Here is a 21,655-nt window from a genome sequence, read left to right on the forward strand (position 1 = left end):
CAGGATATAGTCTTAAGATTTTAAAGAGGTTTATAGACTAAGCCAAAAGAAAATGAAGTTTCTTTGCTAAAATTACGACCATCTATATTTTGATTATAGGCAGTAGAAACGCCAATTTCATTCTTATATACTGGGATGTATAAGTTTACATTAATATTCGTATAATCAACTTCGGTTTGTGGAAGTGCTCTTGGTCCTCCAGCTTCAGCAAATTCTGGTGTTCCAATATCAAGTCCATCCATCGAATCTTGTACAGCTAATTGTACATGTGTATAAAAATAGTTGTTAAAATACCCCAGCTTTATACCGTATACTTGCGCATTAGGAACATCAAAATCACTGTTGTCCTTTAAACTGTATCCATACTGTACTTCTGTGAAAAAATTAACTTTGGTTGTTAGCTGAGCCATAACATTTGCATTAAAAGTATTCGCATTATTTCCCAATGATAGAACACCTTCAGCTTCATAATTACCAATAGGAATACTGGTTCCCAACGCTGCACCGATACCAAGTTTCCCTAAGGAGTTTATATTCTTTTCTAAGATTCTTCCTTTCAGAAATACACTTAAGTCCTGAATACCTTCTACGCTTGATGTTCCTTGTACCGGATCTGGTTCTCCCGTTTCACTTTCTATAAATATATAAGGTATATTAAGGGACGCAGATAACCAATTTGTGATTCCGTATTCACCATAAAGATTCACTATATAGGAAGATATCGAACCTAAACCAGCAGGGTTACCTTCTGTAAGCTCAGTGCCTCTATAAAACCTGTCATATTGTTTGAAAGAATAACTCGGAGCTATTGTAAGTTCATTCTTTTGTGGATAAAAACCACTTACTTCTGTTTGAGCTACTAAAGGAGCAGAAAAACATAGTAATACCATAGCCCCTAAAAAGGACTTCTTAGATTTGTGTAACATGATAATTTTTTAAAAAGGTTAATAAGTCTCCTTAGACGGGGAATATTCACCTGTAATTACAAACCAAAATGTTACAGATTTGTTAATTGAAAAATCCTCAGATTTTGAAGGTTTTTTTACCAATTTCGGAACGGAAGCTTGCTTAATTGAGAATTATAATATTTGGGATCACCTGTTACTTCATCTCCTAACCAATTTGGTTTATCAAAAGTTTCATTTTCGTCTTGTAATTCTATTTCTGCAATGATTAATCCTTGGTTTTCATCAAAAAATTCATCCACTTCAAATACATGATCTCCAGATGGTATTTCATACCTAATTTTTTTGATGACTCCTTGTTCACAAATTTTAATTAAATTTTTGGCATCTTCTACAGGTATGTTTTTTTCCCATTCAAAACGAGAAGTACCGGTGTCATTACTTTTTCCTTTAACAGTAATAAAAGCTTGTTCGCCTTTAATCCTTATTCTAACAGTTCTATTTGGATCCGTATTTAAAAATCCTTGAACAATATGTGTGCTCTTATTTGCCGATTGCTTATATGCATTTGATTTTACCAAAAATTTACGTTCTATTTCAATCATTGTAATATTTATTATGCAAAAGGTTGTAATAACTACAATCTCTTAGCACCTTTTTTATTAGACGTTTATATCCAGATTTGAAGATTAAAAATTGTTTTTTGATCTTCAAATCTGGATATTTAGATTGCTTGAAAGATATTATTTATCTAGACCATTTGTCAATAAATTTTTCATTTAGCCTGATAAAATCTTTGTTCTTTGCTTTCTTAGACAATTCTAAAGACTTTTTTGCAGCATTGACGGCTTCGGTTTTTCGGTTGAGATCCGCAAGAATGAGTGCTTCTCTATATACTTGGAAAAAAAGTGGCTTTTCGGACTTAGTTGCTTTTTGAATATAAACTAGTGCTTTGTCCAGATCTTTTCCTGTTTCATGTAAATAAAGTGCTGCTTGAAAATAATCAAAATTAGATGGTCCGGCTAATGCCTTTTCTATATTAGCCATCGCTTTAGTGTGTGTATTTAGTTTTATAGGTATGGCAATTTTACTTTGATCCCAAGCTATTACAAGATCAGTACTGTTTAGTGTGATTTCATCAAAGTATATCAGTAAAGTTTCCTGTGGGTTTTTTAATTTCTCCGATTTTACCTTAAAACTAGCAGTAGGTTCTTTTTCTACATATGTGCTCCAGTTTCCAGATTGATAGATGTATAAATTAACATCCCAATATTCAGAGTTAGGTTTGGTTAAAATTGCATAAGATCCTTTTTTCACTTCGGTATTCTGAATTGTTAGATCTTCACTAAAAGTAACTTTTGTGGCGGCGTTTGCGCCAGTTCTCCATAACTCTCCGAAGGGGATAATTCCATTTTCTCCAAAAATAACTCTATCTCTTTTACTAGGTCTGGAATATTGAATCTCTATATCCGTTAAACCAACAGTTTGAGTTGTTTTTGATAATGGACTTAAGGCCGGAATTGAAAGTTGGGCATTAGAAGTAGCCACAGTAAGTAATACACTGATGAAAAATGTTTTGAACATAATTTTAAATTTTAAAAGTATTAAAGATTAGAGAAGTACTCTTTGGGAGTTGTACCCATTAGATCTTTAAAAGATTTGTTGAAGGTGGTTTTTGAGTTAAAGCCTGCTTCTTGAGCTAAACCAAAAAAGGTCATGTTTTTTGCTTGATCTGTCTTTGCTAAATCGATAAATTCCTTTATACGATAATAATTTACGTATTCGAAAAAATTCATTCCGATACGCTCATTAAGTAAACGTGCTATTTCTGGGTTGCTTACACCTAACATTTCTGCTAATTCTGATTTAAGTAGTTTCCTGTTTAGATACGGTTTTGTCTCGATCATTAAATCATCTAATTGCGATTTTAAATCATCTAATTGGCTATGCGATAATTTGGATTGCAAGTATTTTTTGGGTGTTATTATATTAGAAACCTTGAATAAATCAGGTTCTTTCATTCCGTAAAAAGTGATAAATAAAATAATGAGTGCAATACTGATCCAGATTACTTGCCAACTTACTCGATTGAATAATTCATAATCCAATAGCCAATTAAGAAACATTAGAAACCAGCAGAGTAAACATATACCAATTGCAATTAAAAAATTTAGAAAAAATTGAGATTTGATATAATAGCTTATCTCATTCTGAATATCTTTTTTAAATTTTAGGAATATCATTAGACTTTTGATCCAATAAGTAATATTAAAAGCCAATCCTATTGCAATAAAAATCAGTGTAATTCTAAATTGAAGTCCACTTTGAATTCTAATTTTTAAGATATCATCAGAGGGAATAATAAAAGCTATAGTTACCCCAAGATTGTATATTACAGCTGGTAGGTAATGCAGTAATTCTTTCTTTGAAAAAGGTTTGTTCAATAAGCTGGACCTCGTAAATAGATAAATAGTAGCTCCGAATAACAAAGTAGAAAACTCAGAAAAAGTAACCCATCGATAATTATCACCAAAGAACCCAGATATGTATAAAACCCGACCCGTAAGTCCAATGGAAAGTACAAGTACTAGGAATGCTATATATTTATTAATTGTCTTTCTCTTTTTTGGAGAAAATACATAAATAAAAAGCAAAAATAGGCTTTGAAAATACCCAAAATAAACAAGTTGATTCAGGAATGATTGCATGTAAGCTTGATCTTTTCGGCTTTAATATACTAGTTTAAAACAAATTGATTTACATGCAACACACCATTGTGATCCATTTTTAGATTTTCTTTATAAAAAGCATCAAACTCTTCTTTAGAATTCCATTGAGTAATGACAAGTAAATCAGGATTATGGTAATAACCTAGTGGAGATTTTCCATTAGTAAGTTCCAAAATTTTTGTTCCTCCTTTGGATGTTGTTTTTTGTTGCCAAAGATTTATAAATTTTTCAAATCGTATATCATCTTTCTTCCAATAAGAGGTTGCTACTGTATATTTATTTTTATCAATTTTAAAAGAAATGTCTTTTGGTATTTCATAATAGGTTAAGTTAAAAACAGACCATAAATCTCTTCGCTGTTTATGAAAATCAGGTACTATCCCTTCAATCTCAGAAAGAAACTCTTCCCTGTTTTTGAGATCTTTCCACTTACCCAAAATAAAACTAGTAGGTTGAATATTTCCTTGAATTGTTTTGCTGATCTTAAAACCAGGTAATGGTTGAAATGTTTTTTTTATCCCAACTGGAAAAATCGTTTCCTTATACCTTTCGAAATTTTGTTTGGTATCCGGTTTAGTAGTTAATAATAGAATATCTAGAATTTCTCCTTTTTTAAAAGAGAAAGATTTAATATCTGGTTGTGCAAAGAGACTGGTTGTCAATAAAAATGTTATCAAAAACAAAATACGATTTTTAAATGGCTTTGTCATTTGTCAAATTTTAAAGATTTATAATTTTATTGACAAATGTAGAGGCTTCACGTAATAATTAGTAAAATCAAGGGGTGAGAAAGATACGGATACGGTATGCGAACCAATTAGCGCACGCAATTCGCATAAATCTCTTCAATTTCATTAGAAAGTATTCTTTGTTTTTCAGAAAAATTATTCGCGAGCCATATCATGGATGAAACGATTGTTTTTGGGTGTATGGACCGATACTTTTTAAGAGAACCAATTAATAAGGGATTGATCAATTTCATTAAAAGTTTGAAAAAAGATTCTCCATTTCTTTTTTCTTTTCTTTTTCCACTGATTAATGAAGGCTGTAAAATATGAACTTTAGGTATTTTGAAGTCTAATACCGCTTCTTCCATTTCACCTTTAGTGCGATTGTAGAATATTTTGCTTTTAGCATCTGCTCCTAAAGCAGAAATCACAATAAATGTCTTTACCTGGTTTTGTTCACATAGTTCGGCTGCTGTCACAGGAATACCATAGTCTATAGAACGGTATAATCTTTTATCAGGAGTTTTGGCATTAGTGGTTCCAATACAACAAAATACTTCATCTCCATGAAAATCATTGTTGCAGGATGCTAATTGTAGCATGTTGACTAAGTGTTCCTCAATTTTAGGATGTGATATACCGATCGCTTTTCTTGAAAATAATTTTATCCTTTCATAACGAGTATCCGTAAGTAATTGATTAAGGAGCATCGTTCCTGTTAAGCCAGTAGCACCAAGTATGATTGCTGTTTTGCCCATTTATTATTGATTTTTTGTAAATATAATGAGCATACTATCATATAACTTTAAGGCACGATGAATATTCGTGATTGTTCACATAGAACAATACGTATGAAAAGTGCTTTTTAAAAAAGAATTAAGAAATATTATGATAATCTTCCGTAGGATCTACTCCAAATAGTGTTATTTCTGCTCTAACATTACCGCACTTTCTGGAGAACAGTTTTCGTTCTCGCCATCTTCCGTCAAAATTAGATCTACGACGGCTTTATCTTTATTTTGCGAATCAATTTGTAAAATAATTTTAAAACCTTCTTTTTTTTCTTGATATTTATCAACTTCAACAGATGTTCCATTATGACTTATGGCAAAAGGCTCTCCATTTGCTTTTACGATTGTGGCCCTTCCTCCAACAGTTTTATTGCAAGTATTGTTACTAAAGGTTAGTGTATATTGTATCGTAGTATCGGATATCCATTGAATAGAAAGATTTTGTTTAGAACTATTTCCTTGGATGGTATATGTTTTCTGAATAAGGTTATCTGCAACCGTTATATCACTTACATTTTCAGAATTCGTAATATTGTTACTAACAGTAGTTTCGTTCGGAGATTTGCTTTCTGATTTACAGCAAATTAAAGCGAATAGAAATAGTAGGGCATAATTTTTCATCAGTATTCTGTATTAATTAGTTCAATTTGACAGGGTCTTAATAAGGCAAGATAGGATTTTTATTTGATAAATCTAAATCGTAGAGATAGAAACCATTACGTTACAACTATTAATTTTACAATATTTTTATAAATAGATCATTCCATATATCTAAAAAGTACATTGATAAAAGCGGTTTCTATTATTTTTGTATTGTGATGGAACTGAATAGCGATAGAAAGATCATACACGTGGATATGGATGCTTTTTATGCTTCTGTAGAACAGATGGATAATCCTGAATTAAAAGGTAAACCATTAGCTGTTGGTGGCGGAGGTAAAAGAGGCGTAGTTAGTGCTGCTAGTTATGAAGCACGAAAATTTGGTGTTCGATCTGCAATGCCTGGGTTTACGGCAAAAAAATTGTGTCCGGATTTATTGTTTGTGAGACCAAGGTTTGATAGATATCAAGAAATTTCGAAACAAATTCGAAAGATCTTCTTTGAGTATACTGATTTAGTAGAGCCTCTATCTTTAGATGAGGCTTATTTGGATGTAACTGTAAATAAAAAGGGTAATCCCAGTGCTTCATTAATAGCCCAAGAAATAAGACAACGAATTTTTGATGAAGTTGGTCTAACAGCATCTGCTGGAATCTCTATCAATAAATTTATTGCTAAGGTAGCTAGTGATTATAATAAACCTAATGGTCAAAAAACTGTAAATCCAGAAGAAGTTTTAGAATTTTTAGAAAACTTGGACGTAAAAAAGTTTTATGGAGTAGGTAAGGTAACTCAGGCTAAGATGTATCAAATGGGAATTTATACGGGTAAAGACTTAAAGGCTAAGTCCGAGGAGTTTTTGGTGGAACATTTTGGAAAATCTGGAGGACACTATTATCGTATTGTTAGGGGAATTCATTTAAGTGAAGTAAAACCTAATAGAGAAAGAAAATCACTTGCCGCAGAGAGAACTTTTAGTGAGAACATTTCTTCTGAAATATATATGCTAGAAAGGCTAGAGAATATCGCAGAAGAACTTCAAAAAAGGTTACAAAGAAGTAAGGTGGCAGGTAGAACAGTTACTTTAAAAATTAAGTATAGCGATTTTACTTTACAAACAAGAAGCAAGACATTACCCTATTATGTAAGTGATGCAGCAATATTATTAGAAACAGCTAAAGAATTGTTGTATCAAGAAAAAATGAGAGATTCTGTAAGACTATTGGGAATTTCATTATCAAACCTGAATACATCTAGCGGTCAGAAAAAGAAAGAAAAGGAGCTGAAGGAGTTTGAAGTAATACAACTGAAATTCGATTTTTAATCTTTTTTATAGTTGAACAATAAGAGTTCTTATTCGTACATATAACTAAATGTTCCTTCAGTGATATTGAAATCAATGGGTGATGAAGGGTCAGAAGTTCCATCTGCTGTGGTAAATGAGAAAGTTCCGGTTACAATCTTCGTTGAGGTATTTACCTCTGTTATCTCAATGGTACCATTTCTTGTGGATTCATCTATTTCATTTGTAAGGTCTAAGAAGTCAATAAAATGAGAAGGAGTGGTGTCGAAAATTTCCGCCCCCGTTTCATAAGTACCAACTACGATATCACTCTTTTTTAACCAGATTTTGATTTCTCTAGCACCAACAAGACCTCCTTGTCGACCAATTAGTAAAACAAAGTCTTCTTCTGGAAAGTAGTTAAAAATTGTTGTACTCGATGGTTCATTATTTCCGAAAGGATTATTAGCTAGGAAATCTTCTCCGTTAACTTTTGCTGTCATTGCATAACTAGAGTTCTCCTCCGCATCGTCATCTGAGGAACAAGATAAGATAGCTAACATTGCAAGGATAAGTAGTGTAAATCTAATTTTCATAAAGTCTTTTTAGTAATTGGTTATGATAAACTTACATTCAAAAAATGATTTTGAACTGTACATTAGTATCATTAGCGATTAAAATGTTACTATCAATTGGTTTTTGTTTTGAAGTTTTGATTTAGTTAGATCTTACATAATATTTCAGCAGCACGTTTTAAAGTATCGTCTGTTTTGGCAAAACAAAAGCGTAATACTTTGTCATCTTGTTGATTAAGGTTGAAAACAGATACAGGAATGGAGGCAATTTTATAGTCTTTAGTTAGTCTTTCAGAAAAGATAACATCTCTTTCGTTTGTAATCGAACTATAATTTAATAATTGAAAATAAGTCCCAGAAGCGGGCGTAAATGTAAATTTTGATTCTTCGATGAGAGATAAAAACAAATCTCTTTTACTTTGGTAAAAACTGGGCAATTCTAGGTGGTTTTTTGGTGTTTTAAGATATTCTGCCAAAGCAAATTGCATTGGGTGATTACTACAAAAGACATTGAATTGATGAACTTTTCTAAATGCTGACATAAGATCTTTTGGAGCTAAACAATATCCCATTTTCCATCCAGTTGTATGAAATGTTTTTCCAAATGATGCGGTGATAAAAGAGCGCATTCTTAAATCTGAAAATCTTGCGGCACTCTGATGCTCTTTGTGATCAAAGATGATATGTTCATAGACTTCATCACTTAATAGAATGATATCCGTTCCTTTAAGCAGTTCTTCTAATTGGAGCATATCTTTTTTAGACAAAATGGTTCCCGACGGATTATGAGGAGTATTTATAATAACCATCTTTGTTCTAGAAGTAATTTTAGAAGCTACTTCTTTCCAATTAATGCTAAAATTTGGAGCTGATAATTGAATTGGCACTACCACTCCTCCAAATAATTCTATGGACGGTTCGTAAGAATCATATGCAGGTTTAAAAACAATGACTTCATCTTCAGGTTTTATAAAAGCGGCAATGATTGTAAATATTGCCTGAGTTGCGCCAGAGGTAACGGTTACTTCTGTTTCTGGATCGTAAGTACTGCCGTATAAACCATTAGTCTTTTCTGCAATAATATCTCTTAAGGATAATAGACCAGGCATCGGAGCGTATTGGTTATATCCTTTTTGCATAGCTTTAGTAACCAGGCTGGTAAGTTTATGGTCTGCTTCAAAATTCGGAAAACCTTGTGATAGATTAATGGCTTCATACTCATTTGCCATTTTACTCATAATAGTAAAAATGGTAGTAGTAACATTAGGGAGTTTAGTAGGTATGTTTTTCATCTGCAAATCAAAAGGTGAAGGTATAAAAAATTGAAAAATTTAGATACCTAACATCAAGAGTGCAATTTACAGAAGATTAATTTCTTTTCTTACCGCTGGTTTCGAATCTAACTTTAACAATATTCTAAAGATATATCTAATCTAATTCGTAGTTCTAATTGTGTTAAAATATACTTTTTGATTAAGACTTGATTATTATTTGTTTAAAGTTACGACTATATTTCAAACGATTTCGTAATGAATACTGAACAAAATTTCGAATCTATTTTAAATTCATTATAAATACTGCATTCCTGTATCAAAATGTTGTTAAAAAGATGTTTGAGCCTTATTTTTGCTAATCAAAAATTTTAAACATTCTTTATAATGAGTGGATTGATAAAATCTTCAATAGCTAGAAAGGTTGCGATGGCACTTTCGGGACTTTTCTTAGTATTTTTCTTATTACAACATTTTACCATCAATTTTACTTCTATTTTTAGCCCAGACACATTCAATGAGTTGTCTCATTTTATGGGTACAAATCCAGTGGTTCAGTTTGCTTTGCAACCAGTGTTAATTTTTGGAGTAGTTTTCCATTTTATAATGGGATTTGTTCTTGAGTTAAAAAATAGAAATGCAAGAGCAGTTAAGTATGCTAAGTATAGTGGTGGAGCTAATTCTTCTTGGATGTCTAGAAATATGATCCTTTCGGGATTAGTGATTTTAGCTTTCTTAGGGTTACATTTCTATGATTTTTGGATTCCTGAAATGGTTCATAAATATGTAGAATTTGCACCAGAAGATCCTACTCGCTATTATCATGAATTGCTAGAAAAATTCGTAAGTCCGGTAAGGACTGGATTATATGTACTTTCATTCGTGTTTTTAGCATTGCATTTGTGGCATGGATTTGCTTCTTCATTCCAATCAGTTGGATTTAACAATAGGTTTTCTGTTGGAGCAACTAAGTTTGCTAAAGTATTCGCTGTTGTAATTCCGTTAGGTTTTATCATCATTTCTTTAGTACTTCATTTTAATCATAATCACTAAAAACCACTATTATGTCAATTTTAGACTCTAAAATACCAGAAGGTCCACTGGCAGATAAGTGGACAAAACATAAAAATACAATTAACCTGGTAAATCCTGCCAATAAACGTAATATAGATGTTATTGTTGTAGGTACTGGACTAGCAGGAGGAAGTGCTGCTGCAACTTTAGCAGAACTAGGATATAATGTAAAGACATTTTGTTATCAGGATTCTCCAAGACGCGCACACTCTATTGCAGCGCAAGGAGGTATCAATGCTGCAAAAAATTATCAAGGAGATGGAGATTCTAATTATCGTCTTTTTTATGATACCATAAAAGGAGGTGATTATAGATCTCGAGAAGCAAATGTATATAGACTAGCAGAAGTTTCTGCGAATATCATAGATCAGTGTGTGGCACAAGGAGTTCCTTTTGCCAGAGAATATGGAGGTTTGTTAGATAACAGATCGTTTGGTGGAGTACTTGTTTCTCGTACATTTTATGCTAAAGGACAAACGGGACAGCAACTTTTATTAGGAGCTTATTCTGCTATGAACCGTCAAATAAATAGAGGAAAAATACAAGCATTTAATCGTCATGAAATGCTTGACCTTGTTAAAATAGATGGTAAAGCAAGAGGAATTATAGCAAGGAATCTTGTAACAGGAGAGATAGAACGTCATTCTGCACATGCGGTTGTATTGGCAACAGGAGGATATGGAAATGTATTCTTTTTAAGTACAAATGCAATGGGTAGTAATGTAATGGCTGCTTGGAGAGCACATAGAAGAGGTGCTTTCTTTGCAAATCCTTGTTATACTCAAATTCACCCGACTTGTATTCCAGTTTCAGGAGATCATCAATCTAAATTAACATTGATGTCAGAATCTCTTCGTAACGATGGAAGAATTTGGGTTCCAAAGAGAAAAGAAGATGCAGAAGCGATACGAGCAGGTAAATTAAAACCAACACAATTATCTGAAGAGGAAAGAGACTATTATTTAGAGCGTAGATATCCTGCTTTTGGTAATTTAGTGCCTCGTGATGTTGCTTCTAGGGCTGCCAAGGAAAGATGTGACGCTGGTTTTGGAGTAAATAAAACTGGAGAAGCTGTATACCTTGATTTTGCCTCTGCAATACAAAGATATGGTAAAGAAAAAGCATTGACTTCTGGAATTCATAATCCAACTGCTCAACAAATTTTGGAATTTGGAGAAAAGGTTATCGAGAATAAGTACGGTAACTTATTCCAGATGTATGAAAAAATCGTTGATGAGAATCCTTATAAAACTCCAATGATGATTTATCCAGCTGTACATTATACAATGGGAGGTCTTTGGGTAGATTATAATCTGCAAACTACGGTTCCTGGTTGTTATGCAGCTGGAGAAGCTAATTTTTCTGATCACGGAGCAAATAGACTAGGAGCATCTGCATTAATGCAAGGTCTTGCAGATGGTTATTTTGTATTACCATATACAATAGGAGACTATCTTTCTCATGATATTAGAACTGGTAAAATTCCAACGGATACACCAGAATTTGATCAGGCGGAGAAAGATGTAAAGGAAAGAATTGAAAAATTAATGTCTGGATCAGGAGAACATTCTGTAGATTATTACCACAAAAAGTTAGGTAAAATCATGTGGAACAAATGTGGAATGTCTCGTAATGAAAGTGGACTAAAAGAAGCGATTGAGGAAATATCTGCCTTAAGAGCGGATTTCTGGAAAAATGTAAAAGTACCAGGTACTGCAGATGGTTTAAATCAGGAATTAGAAAAAGCAGGTAGAGTTGCTGATTTCTTAGAACTGGGAGAATTATTTGCTAAAGATGCTTTGGATAGAAATGAATCTTGTGGAGGACATTTTAGAGAGGAATCTGTAGAACAGTCTGGTGAACAAAAAGGAGAGGCATTAAGAGATGATAAAAACTTTAAGTACGTATCTGCTTGGGAATATAAAGGAGAACCAAAAGACGCTGTACTTCATAAGGAAGATCTTGTATTTGAAAATATTGAATTAAAAACACGTTCTTATAAATAATAAAAAAGCTATGAATCTTACATTAAAAATATGGCGTCAAAAAGACGCTCAATCTAAAGGAAAGATAGTAGAATATCCAATTTCAGGTATTGAAGGAGACATGTCTTTTTTAGAAATGCTAGACGTGTTAAATGAAGAGTTAATCAATAAAGGAGAAGAGCCTGTAGTATTTGATCACGATTGTAGAGAAGGTATTTGTGGATCTTGTTCTTTGCAGATTAATGGAGAACCACACGGACCAGATCGTTTGATTACGACTTGTCAATTGCATATGAGAAAGTTTAATGATGGTGATACGATCTTTATTGAGCCATTTAGAGCAAATGCTTTTCCAGTGATAAAGGATCTTATGGTAGATAGAAGTGCTTTTGATAGAATTCAACATGCGGGAGGATATATCTCTGTAAATACTTCAGGAAATACGATAGATGCTAATGCTATTCCGGTTAATAAAGAAAATGCGGATGATGCGTTTGCAGCAGCTACTTGTATTGGATGTGGTGCTTGTGTAGCAGCCTGTAAAAATGCTTCTGCAATGTTGTTTACTTCGGCAAAAGTTTCTCAGTATGCATTATTGCCACAAGGACAGGTTGAGGCTACTGAGCGCGTCTTGGCAATGGTAAATCAAATGGATGAAGAAGGTTTTGGTAACTGTACTAATACGGGTGCTTGTGAAATCGAATGTCCGAAAGGAATATCTTTAGAGAATATTGCACGTATGAATCGTGAATATTTAAAAGCAAGTGTGAAAGGATAAATTCAGTCTTATAAACATAAAAAATCCCAAATCAGAAGAGATTTGGGATTTTTTTGTTTCAAGGTGTATGTTTTGTGGTAACATTTTTATCATGAATGACATTAACTAATAGTAAAGGAAAAGTTCTGGATGGTTTACAAATAGTTAAATGACTATTACAAGAGCTTTTTATTAGCTATTTTTAATTAGAAATATCAAAAACATATATGATGAGAAGAACTGTTTTATTAGCCTTAATAGCTTTAGTAACCTATAGTGTAGGAGCGCAAAATCGTATTGATAGAAGTACGCTAACACCGATTGATCAATTATTTAGACCTCTGGAATATAAAGAAAGAGATAGACCAGGAGAAATTGAAAACGTTAGTTTAGAAGGAGCTATAGGATCTCCTTATGAGGATAAAGTATTTAGAGAAGGAGAGCTGGTAGATTTAAGCTTTGAGAAAAAAGTAATCGGAATGTTCGTTAGATACAATGTATATACTAACGAAGTTGAACTAGTGAAGCATCCAGAGAGTAAAAATATAAATGCAATGATTAAAGCAGATAAAGTATATGCTAAAATTGGTGCTAAAGAATATCATTACAAAGAATACAGAGATGCCAATAATGATCTTAAGAAAGGATATTTAATAAAGCTAAGATGTAATGCAAAAATCAATGTATATAAAGAGATAATAAAAACTTTTGTTCATCCAAAAGTAGCGCAAACATCATATCATAAAAACGAACCAGCTAAATTTATGGATACTGAGAAGTACTATATGGAAATTGATGGAAAGTTGGTGCATATTAAAATGAATAAGAGGAAAATTGTAAAATCATTCCCTGGTAAGCAAAGTGAGTTAAAAGACTATATCAGTAAAGAAGGATTAAAATTTAAAGAAGAAGTGGATTTGGTTAGATTAGTTGCATACTACGACACCTTATAAAAATTATTTTTTGTTAAACGCTAGAGAACTCCAAACTTACATTGGTTTGGAGTTTTTTAATTCCTAAATAATTGCCTCATGATAAGAATATTACTTTGTTTAATAGCACTCTTTACAATATGTGTAGGGTGTGACAAAAAAGATGAAATCAATCAAGATTTTATCGAAGAAGTAGCTTCCTTACGATCAGATAATGAAAGAAGAGTGTTTTTGGAAGAAATACGTATTTCTAATCAAAAGTCGAGAAATAATATAATACATATCGAGTCTGTTTATGGTTATAATAGTAAAGAGAGATCAAAAGCACTAGAGGAAAAAATCATGGTTGATAAGATTCATTTACAAAAAATAGAACTTTACCTAGAAAAGTATGGACATCCATCTGCCGAAATACATGGAGAACTAGCAGCTAAGACTCCATATATCATCTTATATCATTGTAGTAACCTAGAATCTAAACAGAAAAATTTCGAATATTTATATAGAGCCTATAAGAAAGGGGATCTAATGCCTAATAGTTTTGCAATGTTTTTAAGTAGTTATTACAATGATCAATTCGACGAAAAATATTACCTGCCGTAGTGACTACAATGACACATTGCTTTTCTTTTACGGCTTATAGTAGTAAACTGTAGATAAACATCAAAGATTATATTATGCAAAAAGTATTAATTTTCTTCGTATTAATTTTAGCTTGTAGTAGTTGTAAAGAAAGAGGTGTCTCTTCTGAAGAAGATTTTGTAAAAGAAGTGAAAAGCTTAAGTACTATTGATCTTCAAAAAGAATTTTTAGAGAAGATTTATGATCTCGATCAAGGGACTAGGACAGATCTACCAGATATAGAAATAAAGTATGGTTTTGATAGTGCTGAGATGAAAGAGGCATATGAAAAGATGAATGCCATGGATATGGATAATATTCAAAAGATTGAACTGTATTTACAGCAATACGGACATCCAACAATTGTTGGACATGGAAAAAAAGCTGCTATGACTCCTTGGATTGTAATTCATCATTCTGAAAATAACATATCTCGAGAGAGAAACTTCAAATACTTGTATGATGCCTATAAGAATGGAGATCTGAGATCTGGCAGTTTTTCTTTTTATTTAGAAAGAATGCATCAGATAAAATTTGGAAACCGATTTACTTTGCCCAACCCTTATAAAGAGGAACAATTGATTGACTCACTGATAACAAGACTTAATTTGGTAGCTAAAGAGTACTAAGTTTAGATTTCTATTTCTTCCATAATTTTTCCTCTACAACTGTTTTTAACACTTGATCTCGGTAATTTCTACTTAACGGAATAGAGGTATTCCGAATTTGAATTTCATGGCTAATTACAGTATCAATTTTAGTAATAGCGATGATATATGACTTGTGAACTCGAATAAAATGTAACGGATTTAATTTTTCTTCAATGTCCTTTAGGTTTAGTAATGTGATATGTTTTCCTTTGGTAGTATGAATGGCCACATAATTCTGTAGACCTTGTATATAAAGGATATCGTTAAAATATATTTTTTCGTATTTATGTTCGCATTTTACAAAGAAGTAAGAATCTTCAGTATTCCTTTTATTAGACTTTAAAATAAATTGTTCTTTAGCCTTTTGTACAGCTTGTACAAACCGATCAAATGTGATAGGTTTTAATAGGTAATCTAAAACATTTAGACGAAATCCTTCTATAGCATAACTTGGGTATGCTGTGGTGATAATTACCATGGGTAAGTTTTTAGTAATTTTCAAAAAATCTATACCACTCATTTTAGACATTTGAATGTCTAAGAATATCAAATCGATCGTCTGTTGATCCAATATTTCCGACAATTCTAACGGATTTTCGCAAGTATCAATGATTGTTAAAAAATCAACTTCTTTTGCATAATTAGAGAGTCCCTCTCTAGCTAATGGTTCATCATCAACAATAACTGTTTTTATCATAGTGTTTTTTTTATGAAACCATATTTCTGTTTTGTACCACTTGATCCTTCATAATCAACTCTTCTAAGGTAATTTTTAAGCTAATACTAAATCGGGTTTTGTGATGATCAATTTTTAAATCATATTTTTTTGGATATAGTAAATCTAACCTTCTAGTTACATTTTCTAGTCCAATTCCGCCGTAAGTTGAAGTCTTTTCAAAGTTATTTTTGTTCTCAATACTATTACCAACATAAAAATGTAGGCAATTATCATAGTCTAATTGTACTCTTATTTCAATCCAATTAAGCATATCTTTAGAATTAGACACGTGCTTAAAAGCATTTTCTACAAAAGTGACTAGAATAAAGGGGGCGATTCCCATTGGGATTTTATTGGCTAGATGTACAGAAAGATCAATCTTTAGGTTTTTATTTCTTCTTAACTTTTCTAAGGCTACAAAATTTTCTAAATAGCTGATTTCTTGATCAAATGGAATGAGCTGTTCATTACATTCATATAGTTGATATCGAAGTAAATCCGAAAACTTGGCTAAAGCAGTAGAAGCTTCACTAGGCGCTTTATGAATTAAAAAAAATATAGAATTGATAGTGTTGAATAAAAAATGAGGGTTGAACTGATGTTTTAAAAATTTAAGTTCTGTAGTTAATTTTTCATGTTCTAATAACTGCTGCTTTTTTTGGTTTACTAATGAGTTTTTAGCAAGTTTTATACACAATCCAAGTATTAATGTTCCAGAGGTAGCGGGTAAAATTTCTGAAGTAAGTGTATGAAAATAAGTCTCTCCTTTTTCTTCATTAAAAACACAAAAGTAATCCAAAGATTCTCCGATGATAAAGGCACTCAAAAAATAGCAGCCAAACATAATGCAACTTATGACTCCTATCCATATTACTAGCGATATAATATATGTTGTTAATTTTCCTTTGTAGAGGTATTTAGGCAGTAATACATAAAGATTAAAATATGTGGCCAAAGTATGTACCACCACGTAAAACAGAAATATGACATACCTTGGTGAAAAAAACATAGCTTTGTAGGCTACGGACAAGCTTAGTTCAACGACACCCCAAGAAAAGAAGTATAAACTCCAAAATACGAAATGGTAGATTTTATAAGTAAAAAACCAGTTTTCCTTTATTTTTTCTAGAGGTAGCATGGTTTTAAGATATAAAAAAGGAATTAATTTATACGATCATTTTATCAAATACCGCTTTTTTTTGATCAAATACAGCTTCTAAGGTGTAACGGGTGGTTTTTCATATTTAATCAGTAATACATTAGCCAAAATAGCTTGGTTTAGTAGTTTGTCAAAAGCTTACTTCCACTCATCAAAACTCTTTTGACAATAAGGTTAAATAGGGTTGCTTTACTATTCAATTAACATCTTACTGTTATGAACTTTAGTAAAACAAAAGACAAATCATCAATTGATAAAAAGGGTTATGTGGATATATCTAAGATTAGACTTTATCTTATGAAAGGTCTCTATATACTTACTTTTTTGACACTAGGTTATAGTTCTTGGTCCGAAATCCTATATCCGAGTGAACAATGGGGTCCATATGATGGAGTTACGTATAGTTTTTGGGCGTCTTATGCAGTGCTGATGGGAGTAGGTATAAAATATCCATTAAAAATGCTACCCTTATTGCTACTGCAACTATTCTACAAATCGGTTTTCTTTTTTGGAGTATACATTCCGTTATGGGTATCGGGCGGTCTTCCAGAGACTTTTAAAGGTTTTTTAAAACCATTTGCTATAGGAATCCCGATAGATCTTTTGGTGATTCCCTGGATATATGTTTACAAAGCTTATTTCAAAAATCTATTCAAATTCAATTAGGGTATCACTTCAAAATATCAATTTCATCAATCATATTATTAAAGTTTAAAGTTATGAATACTACTTATATCAATAAAACTAATACCATATGGTCTCAAAAGATGCTACATATTAGTGCTAGAGTTTGGTTCACTATCGCAGTATTAGGACAATGGATTTTTGCATTTTATGTAACTAAGTTTTACGGAACAGCGGCAATCGAAGATAATTATCAGAAATGGAACGAAGTACTTCCACATGGCTATACAGAAGGAGCTACGATTAGTAATGTTGTAGTGGGTATTCATTTGTTGTTTGCTGTGATTATTATCATAGGTGGTCCACTACAATTTATTGATAAGATTAGAATGAGAGCACGGTCTTTTCATCGATGGAATGGAAAAATATACCTTGTTACCACATTTATTGCTGGTTTTAGTGGAATTTATATGATCTTGTCCAAAAGTTCTGTTACAGGATGGATTGGTGATATAAGTGTAAGTTTTAATGGGATTCTAATGATGATTTTTGCTGTATTTGCATGGAGAACAGCTTTGCAAAAAAACTTTGTATCTCATAATCGTTGGGTATTACGTTTGTTTTTTGCTGTAAATGGAGTGTGGTTTTTTAGGATAGGGTTGATGTTGTGGTTATTTATCCATGGAAAACCAGTAGGATTTGATCCAGAAACTTTTAGAGGTCCGTTTATTACTTTTTTAGGATTTGGTCAGTATCTGATTCCATTAGGAATCCTTGAAGTATATTTGAAGGTAAAGGATAGAAAAATAGCGTTGGAGCAGTGGAGTATGACCATGGTTCTATTTATTTCTATAATAGCTACAGGTATCGGTGTTTTTGCAGCCACGGTTGGTATGTGGTTGCCAAGATTATAATATATTAAGAGTTATATAAATCATGAGTGAAATCGTATTGTAATGATTCATTTACTTTGGTAGAAGCGATTATTTTTCCTTTGGAGGAAGATTCAAAATCATATTCAGGTATGGGTAAGTGCATTTGCTTACAAATAGTACTGTAGTATTCTGATTTTTTAGGATGATCTGGATAAGACGCATTAAAAATTTGATCCCATAGATCCATTTCAATTATTTTTTGGATAACGCCAATGCAATCTTCTCTATGGATGAGGTTTACTGGAGCTAATGGATTTTGAATGTTTTTTCTTTTAGATAGCATCGTTGCAGGGTGTCTTCTACTATCAAACAAACCTGCGAAACGAAGTATAGTAGCTTTGAAACTAGGATGATTTCTTAATAGTTTTTCGGTTTCAATAAGTTGTTTTCCAGCATTTTTTGTAGCATTAGGAATAGTGTCGGATGTGATTTCTGGAAATCCTTCTTCATCTGTATACACAGAGGTTGAACTTATAAAGAGAACTTTTTCTACTCCTGATGTTATGATATAAGGAATTATATGTTCAATTTTAGCTACAAAATTACTTTCTGGGTTTCTTCTTAAACCAGGAGGAATATTAATAATTAAGATTTCACTGTTTTCTAAAAATAATGCTTTCTGGTTTTCTGACTTAGTTTCTTTTAATTCAACAATGTAAGGGTCGATACCAGAGTTTTTTAAAATGTCTAATTTATCAACTGAGGTAGTTGATCCTTTAATAGTATATCCATTCGCAATAAGACGCTTTGCCAACGGTAATCCTAACCATCCTGTACCTAGAATACTAATCTGCTTATTCATATAATATCTTATAATTCTGCGGCTAAGTTAGTGCGGATACTACTAGAATCCACAGTTTTTTCTACATATTCTAATCTTATTGTCTTTTTAATGGTAATGGCATCGTTTAATACAAAAGGTTTAGGGATCATGTTTTCTGATCTTTTCGGTATCGAGAACAACTCACTTTCTAGCAAATCATAGGAAGATTCGTATAACACGATCTCAGGAACGGAGTCTTTATGAAATTCCATTCTAAGTTCTAATGGCTCATTATCTCTTAGATGATACGTTAGTAGCCGGTTTCCTGTGCGTTTTGTAAAGGAATTATGAATCGTGCCATCCTTGTTTATAATATCTTTTGTGGTTGCTCCATTGGCATATAAACTTTGAAACTCAAATGATTCACGTATGAAGAGATCCATCCTGTTTACATCTCGTTGAGGTCGAATACAAATGTCTAAGATTCGTTTTTCTCCTGCAATACTGTCAAAAGATGTCTCTACCTTAGAAGATTGAATATCTTTTAATGGTGCCTGATTTACATAATTAAATGCACTACTATACTTGCTTTCGATGGTGTTTTTGTTCCAATCTTTAGCTAAGTTTTTGAGACGATCAATGTAATTCTTGGTCCAAGAGTCGAGTGTACGATCATAAGAGGTCCAATATGCTTTCTGTTGATCTTCCTGTAAAACATAAATAAGGCTATTTGGTTTTTGTCTTTCCTTTGTGAAATCAGACTTGAAATGTGCTATCCCAATACAAGTTAATGCTGCTAAAAAACTAATAGTTCCTAAAAGACTCTTTTTAGAATAAAACCCTATAACAGGTATTATTAGTGTACATAGAAAAACGGTTAAAACAGAGGAAATAAAAGCTATTTTTAAACCTAAGGCTACAGGAAAAGAAGCTATAAAAGGTGAAATTAAGAAAATAGACGGCAGACTTAATAGTAACATCAAAAAAGGAAAAGGCCTCTTTTGGTTAATAAGTACAAACTGACAAACTAAACAAAAGAGCACAGGAATGATAAAGTAACTTGCGCCTTGAAGATAAATACTAGCTCCAGTACAAATAATTAGCCAGAAAAATAAAGGTGCAACCAGTAAACTGGGCAATGCTTCTACCTTATCAAATATGCTATAAACTTTAAAGAAGGCTGCTGTTCCTAATAATACGGTTGCGGCAATGTAATAATATCCATTGTAGGGAAAACCATGTAAAATGTCATTATATCCAGGATATATAATTAAGGCTACTTTCCAAAGTCCAAAACCTAGGACACCTGCCAATCCTGAAGATATTATAAATGCTAAAAACCCGCTACCCACTTCACTAAAAGAGATACGCTTTTTGGATCTTCCATAAATGATAAAGCCAATAAACAAAATGATAGCAACGCCTAATAAAGGGTAGATCCAATCAAAAGGATACTTGATTATTTTAAATATAGGCGTGTTGAAATATAAAAAGTCTTGTTCCGAGGTAAAGTCGTTGATATTGGATTTAGAAAAGTAAGAGAGTAAGGGCATGAGATAACTGCCCTGATGTTGTAGGGTGTTAAGATCAAGGTTTTGCCAAGTGTCATTGGCAGTATGGTAGTCGAAATGGTCATCTATAAAAGCAAAATTGTAACCAGAAGTGTTTCCGTGTTTTCTAAAAACGGTAAGATCTGTATCGTTAGGAAGTAATTTATAAATACTATATGCTAATGAATTAGTAACGGGAAATTGAGGATCTGCTTTGATAAATTCATCAATCATTTTACCATTTTTGCTATTGGTTTCTAGAAGCATATATGAGTTTCCTCCACTTCCTCTAGCTTCAAAATTTAGAACCAAACCTGCATCTTTTGCCCATGGATGTTCCGATACAAACAAATCCGCTCCATTTAATCCTAGTTCTTCTCCATCAGTGATGCAAATCACAATATCATTTACAGGTGCTTGTTTTGTATATAAAAATGCTCGAATTCCTTCTAAAATTGTTGCTACACCACTTCCAGCATCACTGGCGCCGTAAGATGAATGTTGACTGCTGTCATAGTGTGATAATAAAACCAATGATTTTCCTGGGTTCGAACCTTTGATTTTGGCAACTATATTTTGAGGCTTACTCATGGTTCCTCTATCACCAATCGAAAAGCCTTCTTGGATTTGTGGAGATAAGCCTAATTTTTTTAATTCTTCAATAATGTAGTTTTTTGCTTGATCATGTCCTGGACTTCCTACATAATGAGGGTTTTGGGAAATGTTTTTTACATGTTCTAAAGCTCTTAATGTAGAAAATTCTTGTTCTGGTGTATCTAAATCCGAAATTGTTTGGGGCATACTGCTGTAAAAGATATACCAAATCGAAAAAAGTATAGATATGAATGTTAATACTGCAAGAATTTTTTTCATCAGTTTGTTGCTTATTTAGTTAGTTGAGTCGTAAATATTTGAAATTTAAATGTTTAAGAGTGTTTTTTAAAGGTTGTAATAATTGAAATTGCTATTATTTTTATCAAAATGATTCTTATCTTCTTCATTTCA

At 32.3% G+C, this 21,655-nt stretch carries 22 protein-coding genes; 9 read left to right on the plus strand and 13 right to left on the minus strand.

What is annotated here, in order from left to right; genetic code table 11:
- Positions 1 to 20: 20 nt before the first annotated feature.
- The 7 genes from Q1B37_RS00780 to Q1B37_RS00810 form a co-directional block, all read right to left on the minus strand.
- Positions 21 to 926, minus strand: coding sequence for a transporter (locus Q1B37_RS00780; RefSeq protein ID WP_299894324.1), 906 nt, complete (start codon positions 924 to 926; stop codon positions 21 to 23).
- Positions 927 to 1,042: 116 nt separating this feature from the next.
- The gene (locus tag Q1B37_RS00785) at positions 1,043 to 1,510 is read right to left on the minus strand and encodes a CYTH domain-containing protein (protein ID WP_299894327.1); all 468 of its coding nucleotides are present in this window, start codon (positions 1,508 to 1,510) and stop codon (positions 1,043 to 1,045) included.
- 142 nt (positions 1,511 to 1,652) lie between these two features.
- Complete coding sequence (locus Q1B37_RS00790; protein WP_299894331.1) at positions 1,653 to 2,489, minus strand: DUF2911 domain-containing protein; 837 nt, start codon at positions 2,487 to 2,489, stop codon at positions 1,653 to 1,655.
- A 20-nt stretch (positions 2,490 to 2,509) separates the two neighbouring features.
- Positions 2,510 to 3,613: a helix-turn-helix domain-containing protein gene (locus Q1B37_RS00795; RefSeq protein WP_299894334.1), complete on the minus strand. Its 1,104-nt coding sequence runs from the start codon at positions 3,611 to 3,613 to the stop codon at positions 2,510 to 2,512.
- 29 nt (positions 3,614 to 3,642) lie between these two features.
- Positions 3,643 to 4,344, minus strand: coding sequence for a hypothetical protein (locus Q1B37_RS00800; protein WP_299894337.1), 702 nt, complete (start codon positions 4,342 to 4,344; stop codon positions 3,643 to 3,645).
- A gap of 107 nt (positions 4,345 to 4,451) precedes the next feature.
- A complete protein-coding gene (locus Q1B37_RS00805; RefSeq protein ID WP_299894340.1) occupies positions 4,452 to 5,120 on the minus strand; it encodes an NAD(P)H-binding protein in 669 nt (222 codons plus the stop codon).
- 165 nt (positions 5,121 to 5,285) lie between these two features.
- Complete coding sequence (locus Q1B37_RS00810) at positions 5,286 to 5,774, minus strand: hypothetical protein (protein ID WP_299894343.1); 489 nt, start codon at positions 5,772 to 5,774, stop codon at positions 5,286 to 5,288.
- 197 nt (positions 5,775 to 5,971) lie between these two features.
- Here Q1B37_RS00810 and dinB point away from each other — a divergent pair, with 197 nt between their 5' ends.
- On the plus strand, positions 5,972 to 7,078 hold the full coding sequence (dinB, locus tag Q1B37_RS00815) for a DNA polymerase IV (protein ID WP_299894347.1): 1,107 nt from the start codon (positions 5,972 to 5,974) through the stop codon (positions 7,076 to 7,078).
- A gap of 29 nt (positions 7,079 to 7,107) precedes the next feature.
- Here the strand turns inward: dinB and Q1B37_RS00820 are convergent, their stop codons facing one another.
- Positions 7,108 to 7,632, minus strand: coding sequence for a hypothetical protein (locus tag Q1B37_RS00820; protein WP_299894351.1), 525 nt, complete (start codon positions 7,630 to 7,632; stop codon positions 7,108 to 7,110).
- A gap of 125 nt (positions 7,633 to 7,757) precedes the next feature.
- Positions 7,758 to 8,903 carry a methionine aminotransferase gene (locus Q1B37_RS00825; protein WP_299894354.1) on the minus strand — a complete coding sequence of 382 codons (1,146 nt, stop codon included), beginning with the start codon at positions 8,901 to 8,903 and terminating at the stop codon, positions 7,758 to 7,760.
- A 366-nt stretch (positions 8,904 to 9,269) separates the two neighbouring features.
- On the opposite strand from Q1B37_RS00825, the gene Q1B37_RS00830 reads away from it, so the two are divergent.
- The 6 genes from Q1B37_RS00830 to Q1B37_RS00855 all read left to right on the plus strand — a co-directional run bounded on the left by Q1B37_RS00830 (position 9,270) and on the right by Q1B37_RS00855 (position 14,880).
- Positions 9,270 to 9,935: a succinate dehydrogenase cytochrome b subunit gene (locus tag Q1B37_RS00830; protein ID WP_299604403.1), complete on the plus strand. Its 666-nt coding sequence runs from the start codon at positions 9,270 to 9,272 to the stop codon at positions 9,933 to 9,935.
- An 11-nt stretch (positions 9,936 to 9,946) separates the two neighbouring features.
- Complete coding sequence (locus tag Q1B37_RS00835; RefSeq protein ID WP_299894357.1) at positions 9,947 to 11,962, plus strand: fumarate reductase/succinate dehydrogenase flavoprotein subunit; 2,016 nt, start codon at positions 9,947 to 9,949, stop codon at positions 11,960 to 11,962.
- 10 nt (positions 11,963 to 11,972) lie between these two features.
- Positions 11,973 to 12,719: a succinate dehydrogenase/fumarate reductase iron-sulfur subunit gene (locus Q1B37_RS00840; protein WP_299894360.1), complete on the plus strand. Its 747-nt coding sequence runs from the start codon at positions 11,973 to 11,975 to the stop codon at positions 12,717 to 12,719.
- A gap of 209 nt (positions 12,720 to 12,928) precedes the next feature.
- Positions 12,929 to 13,651, plus strand: a complete 723-nt coding sequence (locus Q1B37_RS00845) for a hypothetical protein (RefSeq protein WP_299894363.1) — start codon at positions 12,929 to 12,931, stop codon at positions 13,649 to 13,651.
- 78 nt (positions 13,652 to 13,729) lie between these two features.
- Positions 13,730 to 14,233 (plus strand): hypothetical protein, encoded by a 504-nt coding sequence (locus tag Q1B37_RS00850; RefSeq protein ID WP_299894365.1) that lies wholly within the window; start codon positions 13,730 to 13,732, stop codon positions 14,231 to 14,233.
- A gap of 74 nt (positions 14,234 to 14,307) precedes the next feature.
- On the plus strand, positions 14,308 to 14,880 hold the full coding sequence (locus tag Q1B37_RS00855; RefSeq protein ID WP_299894368.1) for a hypothetical protein: 573 nt from the start codon (positions 14,308 to 14,310) through the stop codon (positions 14,878 to 14,880).
- Positions 14,881 to 14,890: 10 nt separating this feature from the next.
- Here the strand turns inward: Q1B37_RS00855 and Q1B37_RS00860 are convergent, their stop codons facing one another.
- Entirely contained in the window at positions 14,891 to 15,598 is a 708-nt protein-coding gene (locus tag Q1B37_RS00860; RefSeq protein WP_299894371.1) for a LytTR family DNA-binding domain-containing protein, read from the minus strand.
- Between the two features lie 10 nt (positions 15,599 to 15,608).
- Positions 15,609 to 16,445: a sensor histidine kinase gene (locus Q1B37_RS00865; RefSeq protein ID WP_299894374.1), complete on the minus strand. Its 837-nt coding sequence runs from the start codon at positions 16,443 to 16,445 to the stop codon at positions 15,609 to 15,611.
- Positions 16,446 to 16,994: 549 nt separating this feature from the next.
- Between Q1B37_RS00865 and Q1B37_RS00870 the strand changes: the two genes are divergently transcribed.
- On the plus strand, positions 16,995 to 17,444 hold the full coding sequence (locus Q1B37_RS00870; protein WP_299894377.1) for a hypothetical protein: 450 nt from the start codon (positions 16,995 to 16,997) through the stop codon (positions 17,442 to 17,444).
- 53 nt (positions 17,445 to 17,497) lie between these two features.
- Entirely contained in the window at positions 17,498 to 18,316 is an 819-nt protein-coding gene (locus tag Q1B37_RS00875; protein ID WP_299894380.1) for a DUF2306 domain-containing protein, read from the plus strand.
- A gap of 4 nt (positions 18,317 to 18,320) precedes the next feature.
- On the opposite strand, the gene Q1B37_RS00880 is transcribed toward Q1B37_RS00875, so the two are convergent.
- Complete coding sequence (locus Q1B37_RS00880; protein ID WP_299894382.1) at positions 18,321 to 19,139, minus strand: NAD(P)H-binding protein; 819 nt, start codon at positions 19,137 to 19,139, stop codon at positions 18,321 to 18,323.
- 8 nt (positions 19,140 to 19,147) lie between these two features.
- Positions 19,148 to 21,523, minus strand: coding sequence for a M28 family peptidase (locus Q1B37_RS00885; RefSeq protein ID WP_299894385.1), 2,376 nt, complete (start codon positions 21,521 to 21,523; stop codon positions 19,148 to 19,150).
- Positions 21,524 to 21,655: the final 132 nt, after the last annotated feature.

This window comes from uncultured Aquimarina sp. (assembly GCF_947492965.1).
Taxonomy (GTDB): Bacteria; Bacteroidota; Bacteroidia; order Flavobacteriales; family Flavobacteriaceae; genus Aquimarina.

Excerpts from the sequence above, each read along its gene's own strand:
- Q1B37_RS00780 (WP_299894324.1), bottom strand. The coding sequence starts at position 926 with ATGTTACACAAATCTAAGAAGTCCTTTTTAGGGGCTATGGTATTACTA.
- Q1B37_RS00785 (WP_299894327.1), bottom strand. The coding sequence starts at position 1,510 with ATGATTGAAATAGAACGTAAATTTTTGGTAAAATCAAATGCATATAAG.
- Q1B37_RS00790 (WP_299894331.1), bottom strand. The coding sequence starts at position 2,489 with ATGTTCAAAACATTTTTCATCAGTGTATTACTTACTGTGGCTACTTCT.
- Q1B37_RS00795 (WP_299894334.1), bottom strand. The coding sequence starts at position 3,613 with ATGCAATCATTCCTGAATCAACTTGTTTATTTTGGGTATTTTCAAAGC.
- Q1B37_RS00800 (WP_299894337.1), bottom strand. The coding sequence starts at position 4,344 with ATGACAAAGCCATTTAAAAATCGTATTTTGTTTTTGATAACATTTTTA.
- Q1B37_RS00805 (WP_299894340.1), bottom strand. The coding sequence starts at position 5,120 with ATGGGCAAAACAGCAATCATACTTGGTGCTACTGGCTTAACAGGAACG.
- Q1B37_RS00810 (WP_299894343.1), bottom strand. The coding sequence starts at position 5,774 with ATGAAAAATTATGCCCTACTATTTCTATTCGCTTTAATTTGCTGTAAA.
- dinB (WP_299894347.1), top strand. The coding sequence starts at position 5,972 with ATGGAACTGAATAGCGATAGAAAGATCATACACGTGGATATGGATGCT.
- Q1B37_RS00820 (WP_299894351.1), bottom strand. The coding sequence starts at position 7,632 with ATGAAAATTAGATTTACACTACTTATCCTTGCAATGTTAGCTATCTTA.
- Q1B37_RS00825 (WP_299894354.1), bottom strand. The coding sequence starts at position 8,903 with ATGAAAAACATACCTACTAAACTCCCTAATGTTACTACTACCATTTTT.
- Q1B37_RS00830 (WP_299604403.1), top strand. The coding sequence starts at position 9,270 with ATGAGTGGATTGATAAAATCTTCAATAGCTAGAAAGGTTGCGATGGCA.
- Q1B37_RS00835 (WP_299894357.1), top strand. The coding sequence starts at position 9,947 with ATGTCAATTTTAGACTCTAAAATACCAGAAGGTCCACTGGCAGATAAG.
- Q1B37_RS00840 (WP_299894360.1), top strand. The coding sequence starts at position 11,973 with ATGAATCTTACATTAAAAATATGGCGTCAAAAAGACGCTCAATCTAAA.
- Q1B37_RS00845 (WP_299894363.1), top strand. The coding sequence starts at position 12,929 with ATGAGAAGAACTGTTTTATTAGCCTTAATAGCTTTAGTAACCTATAGT.
- Q1B37_RS00850 (WP_299894365.1), top strand. The coding sequence starts at position 13,730 with ATGATAAGAATATTACTTTGTTTAATAGCACTCTTTACAATATGTGTA.
- Q1B37_RS00855 (WP_299894368.1), top strand. The coding sequence starts at position 14,308 with ATGCAAAAAGTATTAATTTTCTTCGTATTAATTTTAGCTTGTAGTAGT.
- Q1B37_RS00860 (WP_299894371.1), bottom strand. The coding sequence starts at position 15,598 with ATGATAAAAACAGTTATTGTTGATGATGAACCATTAGCTAGAGAGGGA.
- Q1B37_RS00870 (WP_299894377.1), top strand. The coding sequence starts at position 16,995 with ATGAACTTTAGTAAAACAAAAGACAAATCATCAATTGATAAAAAGGGT.
- Q1B37_RS00875 (WP_299894380.1), top strand. The coding sequence starts at position 17,498 with ATGAATACTACTTATATCAATAAAACTAATACCATATGGTCTCAAAAG.
- Q1B37_RS00880 (WP_299894382.1), bottom strand. The coding sequence starts at position 19,139 with ATGAATAAGCAGATTAGTATTCTAGGTACAGGATGGTTAGGATTACCG.
- Q1B37_RS00885 (WP_299894385.1), bottom strand. The coding sequence starts at position 21,523 with ATGAAAAAAATTCTTGCAGTATTAACATTCATATCTATACTTTTTTCG.